General features: G+C 45.6%; 26 protein-coding genes. 6 read left to right on the top strand and 20 right to left on the bottom strand.

Features of this window, described 5'->3' with window-relative positions:
- Positions 1-56 precede the first annotated feature (56 nt).
- The 4 genes from D1627_RS13295 (at position 57) to D1627_RS13280 (ending at position 3,068) form a co-directional block, all read left to right on the top strand.
- Positions 57-755: a DUF2490 domain-containing protein gene (locus D1627_RS13295; RefSeq protein WP_119432745.1), complete on the top strand. Its 699-nt coding sequence runs from the start codon at positions 57-59 to the stop codon at positions 753-755.
- 303 nt (positions 756-1,058) lie between these two features.
- Complete coding sequence (locus D1627_RS13290) at positions 1,059-1,613, top strand: hypothetical protein (protein ID WP_119432744.1); 555 nt, start codon at positions 1,059-1,061, stop codon at positions 1,611-1,613.
- The gene (locus tag D1627_RS13285; RefSeq protein WP_119432743.1) at positions 1,614-2,057 is read left to right on the top strand and encodes a hypothetical protein; all 444 of its coding nucleotides are present in this window, start codon (positions 1,614-1,616) and stop codon (positions 2,055-2,057) included.
- A gap of 72 nt (positions 2,058-2,129) precedes the next feature.
- Complete coding sequence (locus D1627_RS13280; RefSeq protein ID WP_119432742.1) at positions 2,130-3,068, top strand: Ppx/GppA phosphatase family protein; 939 nt, start codon at positions 2,130-2,132, stop codon at positions 3,066-3,068.
- A gap of 61 nt (positions 3,069-3,129) precedes the next feature.
- Here D1627_RS13280 and D1627_RS13275 read toward each other — a convergent pair whose 3' ends face one another.
- A complete protein-coding gene (locus tag D1627_RS13275; RefSeq protein WP_119432741.1) occupies positions 3,130-5,508 on the bottom strand; it encodes a tetratricopeptide repeat protein in 2,379 nt (792 codons plus the stop codon).
- Between the two features lie 207 nt (positions 5,509-5,715).
- Between D1627_RS13275 and D1627_RS13270 the strand changes: the two genes are divergently transcribed.
- On the top strand, positions 5,716-6,783 hold the full coding sequence (locus D1627_RS13270; protein ID WP_119432740.1) for an Ldh family oxidoreductase: 1,068 nt from the start codon (positions 5,716-5,718) through the stop codon (positions 6,781-6,783).
- 9 nt (positions 6,784-6,792) lie between these two features.
- Positions 6,793-7,137: a hypothetical protein gene (locus D1627_RS13265; protein ID WP_119432739.1), complete on the top strand. Its 345-nt coding sequence runs from the start codon at positions 6,793-6,795 to the stop codon at positions 7,135-7,137.
- Positions 7,138-7,222: 85 nt separating this feature from the next.
- Here D1627_RS13265 and hscA read toward each other — a convergent pair whose 3' ends face one another.
- The 19 genes from hscA to rpsH all read right to left on the bottom strand — a co-directional run bounded on the left by hscA (position 7,223) and on the right by rpsH (position 20,112).
- A complete protein-coding gene (hscA, locus tag D1627_RS13260) occupies positions 7,223-9,088 on the bottom strand; it encodes a Fe-S protein assembly chaperone HscA (RefSeq protein ID WP_119432738.1) in 1,866 nt (621 codons plus the stop codon).
- 170 nt (positions 9,089-9,258) lie between these two features.
- Positions 9,259-9,555: an FtsB family cell division protein gene (locus D1627_RS13255; RefSeq protein ID WP_119432737.1), complete on the bottom strand. Its 297-nt coding sequence runs from the start codon at positions 9,553-9,555 to the stop codon at positions 9,259-9,261.
- Positions 9,556-9,643: 88 nt separating this feature from the next.
- Positions 9,644-10,921, bottom strand: a complete 1,278-nt coding sequence (gene eno / locus D1627_RS13250; RefSeq protein ID WP_119432736.1) for a phosphopyruvate hydratase — start codon at positions 10,919-10,921, stop codon at positions 9,644-9,646.
- Between the two features lie 23 nt (positions 10,922-10,944).
- Entirely contained in the window at positions 10,945-12,060 is a 1,116-nt protein-coding gene (gene carA, locus D1627_RS13245) for a glutamine-hydrolyzing carbamoyl-phosphate synthase small subunit (protein WP_119432735.1), read from the bottom strand.
- Between the two features lie 76 nt (positions 12,061-12,136).
- Positions 12,137-12,670, bottom strand: coding sequence for a 50S ribosomal protein L17 (rplQ, locus tag D1627_RS13240; protein WP_119432734.1), 534 nt, complete (start codon positions 12,668-12,670; stop codon positions 12,137-12,139).
- Positions 12,671-12,742: 72 nt separating this feature from the next.
- Positions 12,743-13,732, bottom strand: coding sequence for a DNA-directed RNA polymerase subunit alpha (locus D1627_RS13235; RefSeq protein WP_119432733.1), 990 nt, complete (start codon positions 13,730-13,732; stop codon positions 12,743-12,745).
- A 37-nt stretch (positions 13,733-13,769) separates the two neighbouring features.
- The gene (rpsD, locus tag D1627_RS13230; protein ID WP_119432732.1) at positions 13,770-14,375 is read right to left on the bottom strand and encodes a 30S ribosomal protein S4; all 606 of its coding nucleotides are present in this window, start codon (positions 14,373-14,375) and stop codon (positions 13,770-13,772) included.
- A 22-nt stretch (positions 14,376-14,397) separates the two neighbouring features.
- A complete protein-coding gene (gene rpsK, locus D1627_RS13225) occupies positions 14,398-14,790 on the bottom strand; it encodes a 30S ribosomal protein S11 (RefSeq protein ID WP_073853840.1) in 393 nt (130 codons plus the stop codon).
- 10 nt (positions 14,791-14,800) lie between these two features.
- The gene (gene rpsM, locus D1627_RS13220; protein ID WP_119432731.1) at positions 14,801-15,178 is read right to left on the bottom strand and encodes a 30S ribosomal protein S13; all 378 of its coding nucleotides are present in this window, start codon (positions 15,176-15,178) and stop codon (positions 14,801-14,803) included.
- A gap of 9 nt (positions 15,179-15,187) precedes the next feature.
- Positions 15,188-15,304: a 50S ribosomal protein L36 gene (gene rpmJ / locus D1627_RS13215; protein WP_007654264.1), complete on the bottom strand. Its 117-nt coding sequence runs from the start codon at positions 15,302-15,304 to the stop codon at positions 15,188-15,190.
- Positions 15,305-15,308: 4 nt separating this feature from the next.
- A complete protein-coding gene (infA, locus tag D1627_RS13210) occupies positions 15,309-15,527 on the bottom strand; it encodes a translation initiation factor IF-1 (RefSeq protein WP_025609076.1) in 219 nt (72 codons plus the stop codon).
- Complete coding sequence (gene map / locus D1627_RS13205; RefSeq protein WP_119432730.1) at positions 15,528-16,301, bottom strand: type I methionyl aminopeptidase; 774 nt, start codon at positions 16,299-16,301, stop codon at positions 15,528-15,530. It lies immediately after the preceding gene.
- 3 nt (positions 16,302-16,304) lie between these two features.
- Positions 16,305-17,621: a preprotein translocase subunit SecY gene (secY, locus tag D1627_RS13200; protein ID WP_119432729.1), complete on the bottom strand. Its 1,317-nt coding sequence runs from the start codon at positions 17,619-17,621 to the stop codon at positions 16,305-16,307.
- Between the two features lie 9 nt (positions 17,622-17,630).
- Positions 17,631-18,077, bottom strand: coding sequence for a 50S ribosomal protein L15 (gene rplO, locus D1627_RS13195; RefSeq protein ID WP_119432728.1), 447 nt, complete (start codon positions 18,075-18,077; stop codon positions 17,631-17,633).
- 2 nt (positions 18,078-18,079) lie between these two features.
- Positions 18,080-18,259 (bottom strand): 50S ribosomal protein L30, encoded by a 180-nt coding sequence (gene rpmD, locus D1627_RS13190; protein WP_119432727.1) that lies wholly within the window; start codon positions 18,257-18,259, stop codon positions 18,080-18,082.
- A gap of 5 nt (positions 18,260-18,264) precedes the next feature.
- A complete protein-coding gene (gene rpsE / locus D1627_RS13185) occupies positions 18,265-18,783 on the bottom strand; it encodes a 30S ribosomal protein S5 (RefSeq protein ID WP_025609069.1) in 519 nt (172 codons plus the stop codon).
- A gap of 5 nt (positions 18,784-18,788) precedes the next feature.
- Complete coding sequence (gene rplR, locus D1627_RS13180) at positions 18,789-19,136, bottom strand: 50S ribosomal protein L18 (RefSeq protein ID WP_119432726.1); 348 nt, start codon at positions 19,134-19,136, stop codon at positions 18,789-18,791.
- 8 nt (positions 19,137-19,144) lie between these two features.
- A complete protein-coding gene (rplF, locus tag D1627_RS13175) occupies positions 19,145-19,699 on the bottom strand; it encodes a 50S ribosomal protein L6 (RefSeq protein ID WP_119432725.1) in 555 nt (184 codons plus the stop codon).
- A gap of 14 nt (positions 19,700-19,713) precedes the next feature.
- On the bottom strand, positions 19,714-20,112 hold the full coding sequence (rpsH, locus tag D1627_RS13170) for a 30S ribosomal protein S8 (protein ID WP_119432724.1): 399 nt from the start codon (positions 20,110-20,112) through the stop codon (positions 19,714-19,716).
- Positions 20,113-20,200 lie beyond the last annotated feature (88 nt).

The following is a 20,200-nucleotide window of genomic DNA, read 5'->3' as shown; positions in this document are numbered from 1 at the left end:
GCACGGTTTACCAGTTCAAAGTATAAATGTTTTAAAAAATAGATCTGAAGTATAAGATGAGTAAAAAAATACTGTTAGCACTGATTGCCGTTTGCCTTTTTCTGCCGAAAGCAGGAGTGGCACAAATAAACGAGGATAAGCTGGGAGCTTGGTACATGTATTTCTTCAACACCACGTTTAAAGACAGCCAATGGGGCGTGCAGGGTGATATACAGTACCGCAACTGGAACGTAGCCGGCGATTTGGAGCAACTGCTCATACGCAGTGGCGTAACCTATACCCCGCGCGATGCCAACGTTACGTTCACGCTGGGTTATGCCAATATCACTACCGGGGCTTACGGCTCCAGCGATGCGACCACCACTGAAAGCCGGATATATCAGGAAGCACTGGTTCCGGTAAAAGTGGGCAGCAGGTTTTACTTGACCAACAGGTTCCGGTTTGAGCAGCGCTTTGTGGAAGATCAAGATTTCCGTACACGTTACCGTTATAACCTGATGCTAAACGTACCGCTTAACAAAGTTGCGCTTGAGGAAAATGCGGTTTACCTGGCGCTATACAACGAGGTTTTTATTAACGGACAGCAAGACATCGGCGATGATAGAACAGTTGAGTACTTTGACCGAAACAGGGCCTACGCAGGTATGGGTTTCGTAATTAAGCCCGGCCTGAGAGTACAACTCGGCTACATGAACCAAAAAACCGACAACTGGGGCAAAAACCAGTTACAGGTTGGCTTGCACCATAAGTTTTAAGTGCTCTTAGCAGCTCTAAGTATAAAAAGCTAGTGCCATGATTTGATGTGTGGTGCTAGCTTTCTTGTTTAACGTGAACGCAGGGGATTATAGACAGCTATGCCAACAAAAGCAAAATACCCTCTGCGTTCATGTTATTACAAATGCTCTTTTAAAAATTCCCCTAAACAAGTATAACAGCAGCACGGTTACAATAAAAGCTCTAATGCTAAGCAGCAGCTTTACCATCCGCTGCTACCCTATTCTTTAAACCCCGTAGTGACTCTATAGTATGGTGCTTGCATCAAACTACAGCATACTTGCATGAAAAAACATTTTAAGAAAATACCCTTTCTGCTCTTAATCCTGCTCCAAGCGTCTTTTTTGCTAGCCATACTTCTGGAGAAATTCAACATCATCCCGATCCTGGTATTCGTTGTTTCCATCTCCATACTTATGTTCATCGCTTACACCAAAGTACCGATGCACGACAACAAGCACCTGAAACAGGACTTTTTTGCCGTGCTCTTTGTGATGTTGGGCGCCACCGTAACGCATTACCTAAACGTGCATGCTGCGCTCGGGCCGGTTATAGCGGCTGGGGCAGTGGGCACTGCGGCCTCCTTTGTGCCGTTGCTAAACAAGAAAGGCAGGCTGCTGCAGGAGGTTCCGGCGGCGGCGTATTGCGGTGCTTTCGTGGGCATGTCGAGCCAGAATGTGGCGGGTAATTTTCTGTTCATCCTTTTCGCCAGCTTTGTAGCCGGTATGTTGCTGGTGTTCTCTAAAAATATATTCCATGGGTTTGGCGGCAAGCTGGGCACTGTTGCTTTTGGCGGGGTAGCGCTTACCTATTTGCTAATCTTTATTTTCTTAAAGTAGATGACTGCAGCAATACTTATCATTACGGGCGTTTTTGCGGCTATCAGCACCTATTTTATGAATGTGCGCCTGAAGCAAGGTCCGGTTCGGGCATCGGCACTTCTTTCGCTGTTAGTTGGCTTGTTTTTTTACTTCTTCCCGGAACTGCTTTCACCCCGGCTTACAGAAAATATTCCGGTGGTTTTTATAGGCGCTTCGTTTATTGGGATGGTCTCCTCGAACGTTGTTTCCAATTATCTGCTGGTTGGGGTCTCAGGCTTAATTTTTTCGTTGATTTACCTGAATACGAGTACATTTTTTGCAGGCTATGGCGGAGGGTTGGGTACCGCGGCTTGTATTTCGCTGCTGGTAGCCATTAGTTTGCCGTTCTTCATCAAGAAACATAAAGTTAGCAATGGGTACCTTGTTCTGCGTAAATTGATTTTTAAGCGAAATAAAAACTGATCCGCAGCGCAGCATTTCTGCTAAAGAATAATCATTCCATACATTCATCCTCAATACCATCACCAAAAAACCATGACAAAACGCCTCGCATTAATTGATATGGGCACCAACACGTTTCACCTGCTGGTTACAGAGGTAACGGAGCAAGGGCAACTAAAAGAGCTTTACAAAACCAAAGTGCCCGTGCGACTGGGCCAGGGCGGCATCAGTAGCGGTGCCATTGCCCCCGAGGCCTCCGAACGCGCCCTGCGCACGCTCCGCGACTTCCGCAAAACCATCGACGAGTTCGGTGCCCAAACCGTACGCGCCATGGCTACAAGTATGGTGCGCAACGCCAGCAACGGCGAACGTTTTGTGAAGGATGTTTTTGAACAGACGAATATTGAGGTGGAAGTGATTGACGGCGCCCGCGAGGCAGAGCTGATCTACTACGGCGTGCGCGCAGCCGGCGTGCTTAACACCGATTCCTCTTTGATCATGGATATTGGCGGCGGCAGCGTGGAGTTTATACTTTGCAACCAGCACAAGATCTTCTGGAAGCAGAGTTTTGAACTGGGGGCGCAGCGCCTCATGGATAAGTTCTTCACACAAGACCCCATACCTGCCGAAAGTATAACCGCCGAAAAAGCATACCTAGACGAGCGCCTGCAACCGCTTTCAGAGGCCGTGGCAATGTATAAGCCAACCAACCTGGTTGGCTCCTCAGGCACCTTTGATACGCTCTGCGATATAGATGCTCAACGCAAAGGCGATATGTCACGCGCTACAGCCACGCCACCGGCATCTGTCCTGAGCCTGCCGGATTTCTACGAAGTGCACAACGAGCTGCTCACTAAAAACCACGACGAGCGACTGGCTATACCCGGCATGCTGGAAATGCGCGTGGATATGATCGTGCTGGCAAGTATAGCCGTTGACTTTGTGCTGCAGAAGTATGGCCTGCAGGAAATAAGGGTATCGGCGTATGCGCTGAAGGAAGGCGTGCTGCACCAGATGCTGGCCGGGCAGTAAACTATTGGATTGTAACATAGCAAAAGCGCCCTGAAAGTATGACTCTCAGGGCGCTTTTGCGTTATCTTTTTGCCAGTTGCTTCCGCTCTTTTTCGTAGGCTTTCTTCAGCTTTTTCAGGTCGCGGTTGTTTTGGCTATACTTCACTGACAGTACCTTGGCATCGGCAGGCTGCCCTTGCTGCACATCTTTCAGGGCCAGTTGGCGGCCAAGTTGCTGCTGCACTTTTTTGGTCTTGCCCCGGCGGTAGCCTTTTTCTAACAGGTCAGAAAGCAGCTGAATGGCTACCTGCTCCTCTCCTATGTTGGCGTAGTAGGCCACCACTTCGGCAGTAAAATCCTTGTTGCGGTGATCTTTGGCAAAGTTGAACAGCGAGATATGGTCCAGGCCATACTTATTTACCTGCTGCGCCAGATAGTACTTCCGGGCTTCTTCGTATACATTAGCCGCTTCTCTGTACTGCTTTCTAGCAATTAGCCTATCTGCGTTCTCCAGTTGGCGTTGGTAGTTGGCAGCTGCCGCAATTGCGGTTCTGCCATCCTCGGCGGTAAAGGTGGCAATGGTGCACTCTGCTTTACTGTTGGCTGCATTTATGGCTGCTTCATAAGCCTGGTCTGCTGCGATATACTTTTTCTCAAGGGCAAGTGCTTTCGCGTTCTGGAAATGCTTGTCGTAGGCAGCTTGCATGTTTATACATTCCTGCATAAAAATACGCTCACGCAGCAAAGTATACTTTTGCAGCACTTCCTGGTCCTGTGCCAGGGCAAAGCGCTCCTGCATGGCCGTGGCCTCAGAAGCAGTTTGTCGTGCATGGCTCAGTTGATTTTGCATAGCCTGCTCGTAGCCCTCGCCCAACATGGCAAGCAGCACCGGCTTCGCCGCCTTTTTAGAGAGCAGTTGCAGCTCCTGCACCGGCCGGAAGGCATAGTTTCTCTCCAGCTCCAAGGCATCCTCAAAAGCCGCTAAGGCCGCTTTATAGTTTTGTTTGCCTAAGTATACTTTGCCCTGATCTATAAACGCCAGGTAATACTGAAACTTGATCTGGCCCAGCAAGTCGCCGGCCTCCATGGCGTTATGGAGCACATAATCATACTCCTTCTGAAACCGAAGGGCATCCTGCGCCACCTTTTCCGCCTCTGGCAGGTTGTTCTGGCCCAGGTAGCGCTTGCCGCTCTCTACCAGCTGGCGGTAAGCGCCACCGGCAGCCCGTGCCTCACCATCGTTTAGTGCCTGCATGCTGCAACGCAACCCACCCAGGGTGCTGCAAAGATCACGGGCATCGGCGTAAGCATCCAGGGCCTCAAAATAATTGCCTCGGGTGGTATAAGTATTTCCTTTGGTAATGTGCGCCGCATAGATATCTTGCGCTACGCCCAATGCCATTTGCTCCGTTTGCTGGTCTACGCGCATGCGGGTTAACACATCGCGGGTGCGGTTGGTAGCCTCCGGCAGGTAACCGTTGCGTAGATCGATGCGGGCCAACTGCACGTGCGCCGGGGCAAAGGCAGGGTTAGCCTCCACGGATTTTGCAAAGTATGCCTCCGCCGCAGATGCGTTTCCGCTGTTCAGCAGGCTCACGCCACGATTATAGAAATGCTCATGGATGGTTGCCAGCGTATAGTTAATGGCTTGGCGGCGCTCTTTCAGTACCTGTTGCAACTGGTTCATTTTATACTCCAGGCGCTGCGGGTCCTGCTGTTTCAGGTGTAGCTTTTCTGTATAGTTCTCTTTTTTTAGCTGGATATACTCCTGCTCCAGCTCCTGCAGTTTTCTATCCTGCACAACAAGGTGATCAATATCATCCGGGCGGATGTATGCTATTTTCTGTAAGGCATCCAGCACACGGGCATCTGCGGCAAAGTATGCCTGAATTACGCGGAGTTGCTCTTTCAGCTGCGCGATGTCCTGTGGCAGATAGGTGATCTGCTCCTGCTCTATCACCAACCTGTACACCTGGTTGGCAGCAGTGTCGGGCACTTGCGCCAACAGTAATTCGGTTTCGCTGGCTATCAGTTTCACCTCGCGGTCGTATGCCTGCACCACCTCATTCCGGCTATTCAGCAATTTTATGCGGGCGCTATACTTTTCCGGCAGCAGGGCCTCGCCTAGCTCAAAGCCTTTGTACTGCGTGCTTCCGCTAATCTCCGGCTTACCGATCTTTACCTGTAGCTTTAGCATATCGCCGGCATCCAGTACTTGCGCGTGCTGCACAAACTTCAGCGTAAACTCGGGTTTGCGTGGTGGCCTGCCGCTTTTGGTTGTTACCTGGTGTTGCTCGAGCAGCTGTATCATCAGGTTGAGTTGGGCCTGGCTGCCACTTGCGCCGCTGCCATACTTCAGCAGGTATGCTTCCGGTGTTTTCTCCTCGAAAAGTATCTTGGTCTGGGCCTCGGCGGAAAGTGCGGCGAAAACGATGGCAAAAAGAAGTATAGCTTTTTTCATGGTACAGGGGCTTAACTTTCTGAGGCTAAGGCAAAGGGTATACCAAACTCAGGCATTTCGCTCTAAAGTATAGAAAAAGATAAATATTAAAGTAATGAGACTGCATAATTTACCCCTAAGCGCGTTCTGTTTCAGGTAGCAAAGTATAAATGCAGGCTTTGGGTTGATAATTTCTTAATTTGCCGCTTTAACAGAAGACACATCAGTATGTACCCATACAGACAACTTTTCGACTTTACGCAGGAGGTATTCCTGCACATGGGTTGCCCGCCAGAGGATGCACAGCTGGCTTCAGAAGTTTTACTCGCTGCCGACCTGCGCGGCGTAGACTCGCATGGCGTAGCTCGTTTGAGCGGTTATGTGCGCCTCTGGGAAGCTGGCCGCATCAACCCAAAACCAAACATCCGCATTGTGCATGAAACGCCGAGCACCGCCACTGTAGACGGAGATGCAGGTTTGGGCTTGGTGGTTGCCCCGCGCGCTATGGCCATTGCCCGCCAAAAAGCAATACAGGTTGGTACGGGTTGGGTATCGGTAAAGAACTCTAACCACTTTGGTATTGCCGGTTACCATGCCATGGAGGCTTTAGCCGATGACATGATCGGGATTGCCATGACGAATGCCTCGCCGCTGGTAGCCCCCACTTTTTCCGTGGACCGCATGCTGGGCACCAACCCGATTGCCGTGGCGGTGCCTACGCAAAACCAACCGCCTTTCGTAGCCGACCTTGCCACTGCAGCGGCTGCCAACGGTAAACTAGAGATACTTCAGCGGCAAGAGAAGAAGGCGCCTTCCGGCTGGATCCAGACCAAAGAGGGCCAGCGCTCTACCAACGCTAATGAGTTGAAGGATGGCGGCGCCCTGTTGCCGCTCGGCTCGGATCGCAAACACGGTAGCCATAAAGGTTATGCCCTGGCCGCCGTGGTGGATATACTTTCTGCCGTACTCTCCGGGGCAAACTATGGCCCGTGGGTGCCGCCTTTCGTAAGCTTTTTGCCAGTGGCTGAGAACCTGCCGGGCGAGGGAATTGGTCACTTTTTGGGTGCCATGCGCATCGACGCTTTCCGCCCTGCTGATGAGTTTAAATATCACATGGATAACTGGATAGCTACTTTCAGGAACGCCAGCGTTAAAAAGGGCGAGAAAGCCGTGCTAATTCCCGGTGATCCGGAGCGCGAAATAACGCAGAAGCGCCTCCAGAAAGGCATTCCGCTGCTTGCCCCCGTCGAGCGCGACCTGGAAGCGCTGGGCCATAAATTTGGAATCAAGTTTTAAAGCATACGTATGGCAGCGGATACGGCAGCAGCTAAGTTTTTTAGAGGGATAGGGCTTAGCTCAGGTAACCGGAGTATACTTATGCTTGTGATAGCCTGGGCGCTTAACCTGTTCTGGCTCGGGTTAAACTACTTCTGGCGTTTTGCGTCGGTAGAGGTTTTAGTAGCACTACCTATACTTTTGCTGGCATATGCGCTTGTGGCTTTGGTTAGCTACATCTACTGGGGCGTGCGCAAGGTGCGTGAGCAGGATGCGCCTTACGCCAATGTTATGGTTGGCACCATCGTAGCAATTACGCTGCTATACTTTAACTTCAACCTGCTGCAGTTTGTGTTACAGGCGATCAGTCGCTAGGCGGGCTATAAAGTATAAAAAAAGCGCTGACTCTTTTGGGCCAGCGCTTTTTTTTATACTCTGTAACCTGTTGCTAGGCATATTTTTACTCTATCTTCTTGCCGGCCATTGCCTGCTTAATGGATATTTGCATTACGCGCTCGGCAAAGGGGCTGGTTTGCTCCTCCAGTCTGTCGATGGCTACAAAAATCGCATCCTTATCTCCATTGGCCGCCAACACATCGCGCAGCTTCTGCAGGTTTTCCCGCGTTAACTGTCGTTCTTCTTCCGTCAGGTGCTGCCCGTTTTTCTCCAGGAAGCGCTCCACCTGATACAGCATTTGCTCAGCGGTGGTGCGTGCCTCAATCACCATACGTGCCGACACATCGTCTTTGGCGTGTGTAATCGAGTCCATCAGCATTTGCTCTACCTGCTCATCCGTTAGGCCATACTGCGGCTTCACTTCAACTTCCTGCTTCACTCCCGAGCGCAGCTCTATGGCCTCTACTTTCAGGATGCCGTCGGCGTTAAGTATAAAGTTCACGTCTACCTTCGGGAAGCCGGCTGGCATGGATGGTATACCTTTCAGATCGAACTCGGCTAGCTTGCGGTTTTCCTTCACTAAATCGCGCTCCCCCTGGTACACTGAGATCTTCATATTTACCTGTCCATCCACAGAGGTTGTATACTGGCGGCCTGCTTTGGTTGGTATCTTCGAGTTTCTGGGGATGATCGAATCCATCAATCCGCCCATCGTTTCAATGCCCAGCGTTAGCGGGGTTACATCCAGTAGAAGTATATCCTTGCGGTTTCCGGCCAGAATATCGGCCTGAATGGCTGCGCCCAAGGCTACCACTTCGTCGGGGTTCAGGTTGTTGTTGGCTGGCTTGCCGAAAAATTCCGATACAGCCTCGTATACCATCGGCACACGTGTGGAGCCGCCTACCATGATCACAGCGTCGATCTGTGCGGCTTCTAGCTTGGCATCGCCCATGGCTTGTCTGCAGCTTTCAATGGTTCGTGCCACGATCGGCGCAATCAGTGTTTCAAACGTATGGCGCTCCAGGTGGCAATCAATCCTGCCGTCGATAGTGCTGGTGTATACTTCCTGCACACTCAAGGTGCGCTTAGCCTCCTCGGCTTTCAGGCGCAACTCCTGCGACAGGTGCTTGTCCTGGTTTACCGTGTCGGCAATCAGCTCGTTGTTCTGAATCCAGTGGTTAATGATGGCGCGGTCAAAATCGTCCCCGCCCAGGTATGTATCACCGTTGGTTGACAGCACCTCAAAAATGCCCTGATGGATGCTAAGTATGGAAATATCAAACGTACCTCCACCTAAGTCATATACCGCTACTGTTTTCTCCTCGTTCGGGTCTATGCCGATGCCATAAGCCAGCGCTGCTGCTGTAGGCTCGTTCACGATGCGCAGCACCTCCAAACCGGCCAGCTTGCCTGCATCGCGGGTGGCTTGCCGCTGCGAGTCGTTGAAGTAGGCCGGCACCGTAATTACGGCGCGGTTCACAGGCGTTTTCAGGGCATGTTCAGCCCGCTCGCGCAGCTCTTTCAGAATCTCGGCTGACAGCTCTATCGGGGAGTAAAACTTATCCTGCACCCGGATCTTCACCAGACCTTCTGAGTCATCATCGATGATCTTGTAGCCGAAATAATCTTTGTGCTCGCCCAGGTCTCGGTATGATTTGCCTAGTAGGCGCTTAACGGAATATATGGTATTAGCAGGGTCTGATAGCAGATAATCTTTCGCCTCTGTGCCAACAATTGTATCGCCTTGCTGTGTAAAATGCACCACGGAAGGCACGATGGTACCGCGACCCTGGTCATTTATAGCGATCGGTTTTTTATCTTCAGGATGGATGTAGGCTACCAAGCTGTTGGTGGTACCCAGATCTATACCTACAATTACTTCTTCTTGCTGAAGCGCTCCAGTGGAAAGGTTTATTGCAACTTTTGCCATAGTATCTTTATTTACGTGAGGCCGCCGCCTTTTGGCAGCAACGCTGTGGGGCAAAGTTACAAATTATTTGGGGAGGGATTTGTTTCTGAGGGTGATGGATTATACTTGCTGTGCCTGCTCCTTATTAAGTCAGCACTTACATGGCGTCATACATTTAACTAAGTATGATCCTAATCTTCTTTGGGCACAATGATAAAGACATCCTCGTTGGGGCGCTTCATCAGGTATTTTTCACGGGCAAATTTCTCGAGTAGTTCTGGGTTTCCCATCAGCTCTTTGCGATCTTTTTCTACCTCAGCCATTTTTTCGAGGTAATGCTCTTTATCGCGCTCCAGGTCGCTTAGCTGGCGCCGCATCTGAAACTGAGTTACAAAATCGTTCGAATCAAAGAACAGCATCCATACTATAAACAGGCAGGTAGTAATGAGATAGAAATTTCTGAATATTTTGGGGATGCGTTGTAACATAAATGTGCGCTAAAGTAGTTCTACAAAAATAAGGCTGTGAGTTTTATAACCCACAGCCTTACAGAATAATTTTTCAAGAAATGGTATTTTAGAACTTCTTGCCAGGGTAGTATGCAATTTCGCCAAGCTCCTCCTCAATGCGAAGCAGTTGGTTATACTTTGCCATACGATCTGAGCGCGAAGCCGAACCAGTCTTGATCTGGCCAGTGTTCAGGGCCACAGCCAGGTCAGCGATGGTGTTATCCTCTGTCTCGCCTGAACGGTGGCTCATGACGCTCTTGTAGCCGTTGCGGCCGCCAAGGTTGATCGCGTTGATAGTCTCCGTAAGGGTACCGATTTGGTTCACCTTGATCAGGATTGAGTTAGCAATGCCTTCATCAATACCACGCTGCAGGCGCTCTACGTTTGTTACAAACAAGTCGTCGCCTACCAGCTGGCACTTCTTACCAACTACGTCTGTCAGTTCTTTCCAGCCCTTCCAGTCGTCTTCAGCCATACCATCTTCAATAGAGATGATCGGGTATTTATCAACCCACTCTTTCCAGTAGCTTACCATTTCCGAAGACGTCAGCTTGTCGCCGGTAGACTTCTTGAAGTGGTAATGGCCTGTGGATGCATCAAAGAACTCAGAGCTAGCTGCATCCATCGCGATCATAAAGTCGTCGCCTGGCTTATAACCAGCCGTTTCAATTGCCTGCAGTACAACCTCGATAGCCTCTACGTTAGAAGCGATATTTGGCGCAAAACCACCTTCATCGCCTACGTTTGTAGAAAGGCCTTTCTTCTTAAGTACATTTTTCAGGTGATGGAACACCTCAGAACCCATGCGCAGCGCCTCAGAGAAAGAAGGGGCACCAACAGGCATGATCATGAACTCCTGGAAGTCGATAGCATTATCCGCGTGGCTACCACCGTTCAGGATGTTCATCATTGGCACAGGAAGTGTATTAGCGTTAACACCGCCAACATATCGGTAAAGCGGCATGTTAAGCTCGTGCGCAGCAGCGCGGGCAGCCGCCAGCGATACACCAAGTATGGCATTCGCGCCAAGGTTACCCTTATTAGGAGTACCATCCAGCTCGATCATGATCTTGTCAAGCAGGTTCTGGTCAAATACAGGGAAGCCAACAAGCTCCTCTGCAATTTTCTCGTTTACATTTTTAACAGCCTGCTGTACACCTTTGCCCATGTACTGGCTCTTATCGTTATCGCGTAGCTCTACTGCCTCGTGTACGCCGGTAGATGCTCCGGATGGCACAGCGGCACGGCCCATTATACCACTCTCAGTGGTTACATCAACTTCTACTGTAGGATTGCCTCGAGAATCGAAAATCTGTCTGGCCTTAATGTCAGTGATTAAGCTCATTGATTTTTCTTTTTTAACTATAGTTATACTTTGTTTTTGCTCTTTTCAAGAAGGGCCACGAATTCATCAAACAGATACGTAGAATCGTGTGGCCCCGGTGAAGACTCCGGGTGATACTGCACCGAGAAAGCAGGCTTATTCTTCATGCGCATGCCTTCAACAGTGTTATCATTCAGGTTGATATGGGTAATTTCAACATCAGGGTGGTTCTTCAGCTGCTCGGCATCAACCACAAATCCATGGTTTTGGCTTGTAATCTCGCTTTTGCCGGTAACAAGGTTTTTCACAGGGTGATTTAAGCCTCTATGCCCATTGTGCATTTTGTATGTCGAGATACCGTTTGCCTGTGCCAAAATCTGGTGGCCCATACAAATGCCGAACATTGGCTTCTCCACTTCTAAGATCTGCTTCACACTATTCACTGCGTCATTGGTTGCAGCAGGGTCGCCAGGTCCATTAGAAATGAAATATCCGTCAGGATTCCATTTCTCCATTTCCTCAAATGGCGTGTTGTACGGGAATACTTTTACCTCGCAACCACGTTGGTTAAAGTTGTTTAAGCTATTACGCTTAACCCCAAGGTCAAGAACAGCAACCCTATACTTTGCCTCCTCCGGCTTCATGTCATAAACCTCGGTTGTACTCACGTGAGATGATAACTCCAACCCATCCATGTCAGGAACTTGTGACAACAACTTCTTCAACTCATCAAGGTCGGTAATTTCAGAAGACACAATAGCATTCATGGCACCTTTATCACGGATATGGCGTACCAGCGCACGGGTATCAATCTCACAGATGCCCACAACACCCGCCTTATCGAAATAATCTTGTAAGGAACCTTCGGCAGTATTTCGTGAAAAGAAGTGAGAGAACTCTTTACACACCAAACCGCTTATCTGTACTTTGCCCGATTCAACTTCTTGGTGTTGTACACCATAATTACCAACATGAGAAACAGTGGTAACTACCATTTGGCCATAATATGAAGGGTCCGTGAAAATTTCCTGGTAGCCAGTCATACCTGTGTTAAAGCAAAGCTCGCCGCCTGAGGTACCTATACGACCCAAGCTTTTGCCTTTAAAAACTGTACCGTCTTCCAGAAGAAGAATTGCTTCAGAGGATGTATGTTTTTTCATGATAAAGATTTATTACAAACATAAAAAAAGGGACACGACTTACGTCATGTCCCTTTAAAATATTTAAAGACAGAGCTTATTCAGCATTTTTTGTCTCTTCGTTAGAATCGTTAGACTCAACAGGGGCTTCAGTAGTCTCAGCAGTAGCAGTTGCTTCAGCAGCAGCAGTTCCTTCTGATTTCTTCTTACCACCACGACGACGTGTTTTCTTAGCACCTGATGCATCAGCAGCAGTTGTAGTTAACATGTCCTCGTTGTAGTCTACAAGTTCAATAACACACATTTCTGCGTTGTCACCCAATCTGTATCCTGTTTTGATTATACGAGTATAACCACCTGGTCTGTTAGCAATTTTAACAGATACTTCATCAAAAAGTTCCTTTACAGACTCTTTGTTCTGAAGGTAAGCAAAAACAGTTCTTCTTGAATGTGTAGTGTCGCTCTTAGACTTTGTAAGAAGAGGCTCTACATACTTACGAAGCGCTTTAGCTTTTGCTAATGTTGTAGAAAGGCGCTTGTGTAGAATTAAAGACGAAGCCATGTTAGATAGCATTGCCTTACGGTGCGAAGCGGTTCTTCCTAAGTGATTGAATTTTTTACCGTGTCTCATTATGTTATTTGTGCACGTGCATACCGTCGATCAACCAATAAAGGGATCGGGAATTATGCCGTAGGATTTAAATTAATCTTCCTCTAATTTATACTTAGAAAGGTCCATACCGAAGGTCAAACCTTTCTCTTGCACTAAATTCTCAAGCTCTGTCAAAGACTTTTTACCAAAGTTTCTGAACTTCATCATGTCAGCGATATCAAGCTGCACCAGGTCGCCTAACGTTTTGATGTCAGCAGCCTTAAGGCAGTTATAAGCACGAACAGAGAGGTCCATATCCTGAAGAGGAGTCTTTAGAACTTTACGCATGTGCAGCAGTTCTTCATCAACAGCTTCTTCTTCTTCTGGCTTAGCCGTTTCAAAAGTCATGGTGTTGTCAGAGAAAAGCATGAAGTGCTGAATCAAAATGTTTGCAGCACCTTTTAATGCATCCTCAGGATGAATGGAACCATCAGTTTGAATATCAAGAACAAGCTTTTCGTAGTCAGTTTTCTGCTCTACACGTGTATTTTCAACACTGAACTTAACATTCTTGATTGGGGTGTATATAGCATCAATAAAGATTTGACCAAACACCTGCTCCAATGGCTTATTCTCTTCAGCAGGAACGTATCCACGTCCTTTCTGAATTGTCATTTCAATTTCAAAGTTCATGCTTGGGTCCAGGTGGCAAATAACCAACTCCGGATTAAGCACTTCGAAGCTTGAAGTGAAATTGTTAATATCACCAGCCTTGAAAGTATCCTGACCACTGATTGATACAGTAATCTTTTCGTCTACAACCTCACTCACCTTCTTAAAGCGAGCCATTTTAAGGTTAAGGATGATGTCAGACACATCCTCAACCACTCCTTCAACAGACGAGAACTCATGCAGTACACCACTTATGCGAATACTAGTAATGGCATATCCTTCTAATGAAGATAGAAGAATTCTTCGCAGAGCATTACCGATGGTTACCCCGTAACCTTTTTCAAGCGGCTTGAATTCAAATAAACCATGAAAGTCGTCGGCTTTCTCCATTACAACTTTCTCTGGCATTTGAAATGCTAATATTGACATACTTGCAGTGTTAAAGGTTAAAAATTGATTAAGCTGCTTACTTAGAGTAAAGCTCAACGATTAGCTGCTCCTGAATTTTTTCAGGGATTTGCTCTCTTTCAGGAGTTGCAATAAACTTACCAGCCATCTCGGTAGCGTCCCACTCTAACCAACCAAACTGACGCGCATTACGAACAGTTAAGCTAGTTGTGATAGCTTCTAGAGACTTAGACTTTTCACGTACAGCTACAACATCACCAACTTTTAAAGAATAAGAAGGGATGTTAACAATTTCACCATTAACAAGGATGTGCTTATGCAGAACCAGCTGACGAGCAGCTCTTCTTGTTGGAGCAATTCCTAAACGATACACAGTATTGTCTAATCTAGACTCAAGAAGGGCTAACAGGTTCTCACCTGTAATACCGCCTTTTCTGTGAGCTTTTTCAAAAAGATTAGCAAACTGCTTCTCTAGGATGCCGTATATATATTTAGCTTTCTGCTTTTCAGCAAGCTGAATTGCGTATTCGGACTGTTTCTTACGACGGCCACGGCCATGCTGCCCTGGGGGGTAGCTTTTCTTTTTCAGCGCTTTGCTAGGGCCGAAAATCTCTTCATTGAAACGTCTGGAGATTTTACTCTTAGGACCTGTATATCTTGCCATTTTATACTTCTGTTTTTAGAAATTAAACTCTTCTGCGTTTTGGTGGACGGCAACCATTGTGAGGAAGTGGAGTAACATCTTTGATGATCGTTACTTCAATACCAGTATTTTGTACCGTACGGATAGCAGACTCTCTACCTGCACCCGGACCTTTTACAAATACTTCAGCTTTACGCATGCCAAGGTCATAAGCAACCTTAGCGCAGTCAGCAGCGGCCATCTGTGCAGCATAAGGAGTGTTCTTTTTAGAACCCTTAAAGCCCATCTTACCAGCAGAAGCCCAAGAAATAACTTGTCCTGCGTTATTGGTTACTGATATAATAATATTGTTGAAAGAAGCTTTGATGTGTACTTGGCCAGTAGGTTCAACAATTACAACACGCTTTTTAGCTTTATCTTTTCTTTTCTGAGCCATGATCTAATGATTATTTAGAAGCTTTCTTCTTGTTTGCTACTGTCTTACGCTTACCTTTTCTCGTACGAGAGTTATTTTTGGTGCGCTGCCCACGAACTGGCAAACCCTTACGGTGTCTCAAACCACGGTAGCAACCGATGTCAAGAAGGCGCTTAATATGTAATTGTACTTCTGATCTTAAAACACCTTCAGTCTTAATGTCAGCAGCGATTACATTTCTAATCTCACCAGCTTCTTCTTCAGTCCAGTCTTTAACCTTTTTGTCAAGATCCACCCCGGCTTTGCTCAAAATTTGCTTTGAAAGGCTACGTCCAATACCAAATATATAGGTAAGGGCAATTTCACCTCTCTTGTTATCCGGAATATCTACTCCTGCTATTCTAGCCATAAAAATAAATTAACCTTGTCTTTGTTTATATCTTGGATTTTTTTTGTTGATAACATAAAGCTTCCCCTTGCGGCGAATCACTTTACATTCAGCACTTCTCTTTTTTACTGATGCTTTAACTTTCATGGATTTATTTATATCGGTAAACAATTCTGCCTTTGGTAAGGTCATAGGGAGACATCTCTAATTTTACACGGTCACCGGGTAAAATCTTAATGTAATTCATACGCATCTTACCTGAGATGTGAGCCACTACCTGATGACCATTTTCAAGCTCAACCCGAAACATGGCGTTAGATAATGCCTCTACAATAGTTCCGTCTTGCTCTATGGACGACTGTTTTGCCATTTATGATTTATTAGCTTGATCTATATATTCAAAAGTTGTTAACACTTCCGCAGAATCTTTACGGATAACAACTGTATGTTCAAAGTGAGCAGAAGGCTTATTGTCTTTGGTTCTGATCGTCCAGCCGTCATCTTCCTGGACGATTTGCTTCGTTCCCAGGTTAACCATGGGTTCTATCGCTAAAACCAAACCATTCTGCAATTTTACGCCCTGCCCTCTTCTGCCATAATTCGGAACTTCAGGAGATTCATGTAGATTTTTTCCAATCCCATGCCCAACAAGTTCACGTACTATAGTATAGTTTTTAGACTCGGCATAATTCTGAATTGCAAAACTAATATCTCCTAGTCGATTTCCAACTATAGCTTGCTCTATACCTTTGTATAAAGATTCTTTAGTTGTGTCGAGGAGTTGCTGAACTTCAGAACTTACCTGACCAACAGGATGGGTGTAAGCGCAGTCACTGTGAAAGCCATTTTTATAAACTCCACAGTCAACAGAAATTATGTCGCCTTCGTTCAAAATATAATTGCTCGGCATTCCGTGAACAACAACTGAGTTAACAGAGATACACAGACTGTAAGGAAAGCCGTTGTAGTTTTTGAATGAAGGCAATGCTCCATTATCCTGGATGAATTCCTCTGCTACCTTATCTAGAGATAATGTAGAAATACCAGGCTTTATTAGACGAGCAATTTCGCCATGTGCTTTGCTAAGAATCAAAGCACTCTGGCGAATTAGCTCAATTTCGTCTTCAGTTTTATATATAATCATTGATTAAGATACCATAGCGATATTCTCTGTTCTGCCGCGAAGCTTTCCAGACTTCATCATCCCGTCATAGTGTCTCATCAATAGATAACTCTCAACTTGCTGTAGGGTATCAAGAACAACACCTACCATGATTATAAGGGAAGTTCCACCAAAGAATTGCGAAAACTCTCTCGTAACACCTAGCAACATAGCGATAGATGGGAATATAGCTACTAGAGCAAGGTAAATAGCTCCAGGTAACGTAATGCGAGTAAGTATAGCATCAATGTATTCCGAAGTAGATCTTCCTGGCTTAACACCTGGCACAAAACCACCACTACGTTTTAAATCGTCAGCAATCTGATTTGGGTTTACACTTATTGCAGTGTAGAAATAAGTAAACACAAGAATAAGAAGGCCAAAAACAAGGTTATACTGCCAAGACGTGAAATCAGAGAATGTAGAACCAATGTAGTTAGCAGTCTCGCTGGAATCAGCCCATATGGATGCCAACATAGAAGGCAAGAACATTAAAGACTGAGCAAAGATGATTGGCATTACCCCTGCAGCATTTACTTTTAAAGGGATGAACTGTCTCTGGCCGCTGTAAAGCGAGCTCGCACCAACCTGCTTAGCATACTGCACAGGAATACGGCGGATGGCCTGTGTTAGCATTACAACTGACATTACCACGAAGAACAGAACGAATAACTCAAACAAGAATAATAAAGCTCCACCAAGTTGTTTTGATAAGAACTCAGCAACAATTGCACCTGGAAATCTGGACACAATACCGATCATAATCAGCATTGAAATTCCATTACCAATTCCCTTATCAGTAATCTTTTCGCCTAACCACATACAGAAAATTGTGCCCGAAGTCAGGACAATCATAGAGGTTATAGTGAAAAGAGTCGTATTGATGACAATTGCCTCGGCATTTATAGTGGCTACAAAGCCTACAGCTTGAGCTAAAGTGATTACAATTGTCAGAACGCGAGTGATCTGGTTGATTTTTTTTCGACCAGATTCACCCTCTTTCTGCATTTTTTGAAAATAAGGAACAGCTATAGTTAGCAGTTGCAATACGATAGAAGCTGATATATAAGGCATAATACCTAAAGCAAAGATGGATGCATTGCTAAATGCACCACCCAAGAAGGTATCCAGCAAACCAAACAAACCTGAAGTGTTGGCTTGTAATTGGTTAGGATCTACGCCTGGTAAAACAACATAAGAACCTAATCTAAATATTGCTATAAAAAAAACTGTATTCAGGATTCTGACCCGAAGGTCTTCTATAGCGAAAATGTTCTTGATAGTTGTTATAAACTTCTTCATACCTATTGATTAGAGAGCAACTGTTTTACCGCCTGCTTTTTCAATTGATGATGACGCAGTTCCTGAAAAAGCATGTGCATGAACCTCAATAGCTTTGCTCACTTCTCCTCTGCCCAAAATCTTTACCTTGTCGTTTTTAGAAATCAAACCGTGTGCTTTGAAGAATTCAAAGTTCATAACAGTTTCATTTGTAGATTCAGCAAGAGACTGAATTACATCTAAGTTGATAGCCTTATACTCAACACGGTTAATGTTTTTAAAGCCATACTTAGGTACACGTCTCTGAAGTGGCATCTGACCACCTTCGAAACCAGCCTTTTGTGAATATCCTGAACGGGATTTGGCACCTTTATGTCCACGTGTAGAAGTTCCACCTCTACCTGAACCAGTACCTCTACCAATTCTCTTTCTGTTCTTCACAGAACCTTCTGCAGGTTTTAAAGAATGTAAGTACATGATTATTGCTCTTTTACTTCTACCAAATTGTGGACTTTCTTTACCATACCAGCAATCTGAGGAGTTAACTCAACAGATACTGATTTGCTTATCTTTCCTAGACCCAAAGCTTGAATAGTAAGCTTCTGGCTTTTAGGTCTATCGATAATGCTCTTAACTTGAGTGATAGTTACTTTAGCCATTTCAATTATCCGTTGAATACTTTCTGTAAATTAACACCGCGCTGCTGAGCAACAGCCAATGGATCACGCATTTTAGATAAAGCATCGAATGTTGCTTTAACCACGTTGTGCGGGTTTGAAGAGCCTTTAGACTTACAAAGTACGTCTTTTATACCAGCACTTTCCAAAACGGCACGCATTGCACCACCAGCAATTACACCTGTACCAGGAGCAGCAGGCTTTACAAGGACAAAACCACCAGAGTATTTGCCTTCAATTGCATGAGGAACAGTATTATGATATACCGGAACCTTTACTAGATTCTTCTTAGCATCATCTATACCTTTAGCAATAGCGTCGGTTACTTCATTAGCTTTACCAAGCCCGTAACCTACCACACCATTACCATCTCCTACTACCACGATCGCGGCAAAGCTAAACCTTCTACCACCCTTTACAACTTTGGCTACACGGTTAATGGCTACTACTTTCTCTTTTAATTCGATTTCGCTTGCCTTTACGCTACGTATATTATTCTTCAACATAATTTTTAGAATTTAAGGCCTGCTTCACGAGCGCCTTCCGCCAATGATTTTACTTTACCGTGATATAGGTAGCCATTACGATCGAAAACAACCTCAGAAATACCTTTAGCAAGAGCAGCCTCGGCTATTGTTTTTCCAACTTTTCCGGCAGTTTCAATATTAGCTTTTGCATCATCAATCTTAACTGAAGAGGCAGCCGCTAGTGTCACACCAGTAGTATCATCAACCAACTGTACGTAAATAGCCTTATTGCTACGAAATACAGTTAATCTAGGCCTTTCAGGAGTACCAGAAATTTTATTTCTGATACCCTTCTTTATTCTTAGTCTTCTGCTTATTTTATTAGTCGACATGATGATGATTATTTAGATGCTGTCTTACCAGCTTTTCTTCTGATAACTTCACCTACGAAACGGATACCCTTACCTTTATAAGGTTCTACTTTACGCAGTGATCTAATTTTAGCAGCAACTTGGCCGATAAGTTGCTTATCGTTGCTCTCTAAAGTTACGATTGGATTTTTACCCTTTTCAGTTACAGCAGTTGCTGTTACCTCCTGTGGTAAGCTCATAAAAATATTATGAGAGTAACCCAAAGACAATTCGAGAGTGTTACCTTGCACAGTTGCTTTATAACCAACACCTACAAGCTCAAGCTGCTCTTTATAACCTTCACTCACTCCTACAACCATGTTGTTGATAAGAGATCTGTAAAGGCCATGCATAGCCTTATGGCGCTTTTGCTCTGTCGGACGCTCTACGATAATTGCATTCTCATCCTGCTTGATGATCATATCCTTATCAACTGTAGTAGATAGCTCACCCTTAGGGCCTTTAACTACAACTACATTGTTATCACCGATAGTAACTTGTGTATTGTTAGGCAGGGTGATTGGCAATTTTCCTATTCGTGACATTGTCTATCCTCCTATTAATATACATAACATAACACTTCGCCACCAATGTTTAGTGACTTAGCTTCCTTCTCTGTCATAACACCTTTAGATGTAGACAAAATGGCCACACCAAGGCCATTTAATACTCTTGGCAGGTTTTCGCTGCCAGCGTACTTACGAAGCCCTGGCTTACTAACCCTTTCTAGCTTAACAATAGCAGATTGCTTCGTGTTAGGGTTGTATTTTAGAGCAATTTTGATTGTACCTTGAACGCTAGAGTCATCAAACTTATAACTCTGGATGTACCCTTTATCGTACAGTACTTTGGTGATCTCTTTTTTAATCTTGCTAGATGGTATTTCAACTATTCTGTGGCTAGCTTTTATTGCATTGCGCACTCTAGTTAAATAATCTGCTATTGGATCTGAGTTCATTATGAATAAATTAAATAATGAATGCTTTATCTAAGCGAGGGGCAAAGATACAAATATCTTTTTATGATTCTTAATGAGTTAAGAAAAA

Source organism: Pontibacter oryzae (assembly GCF_003576375.1).
GTDB lineage: Bacteria > Bacteroidota > Bacteroidia > Cytophagales > Hymenobacteraceae > Pontibacter > Pontibacter oryzae.
Note: the sequence above shows the minus strand (reverse complement) of the source record. Positions and strands in the feature narration are given on the sequence as shown.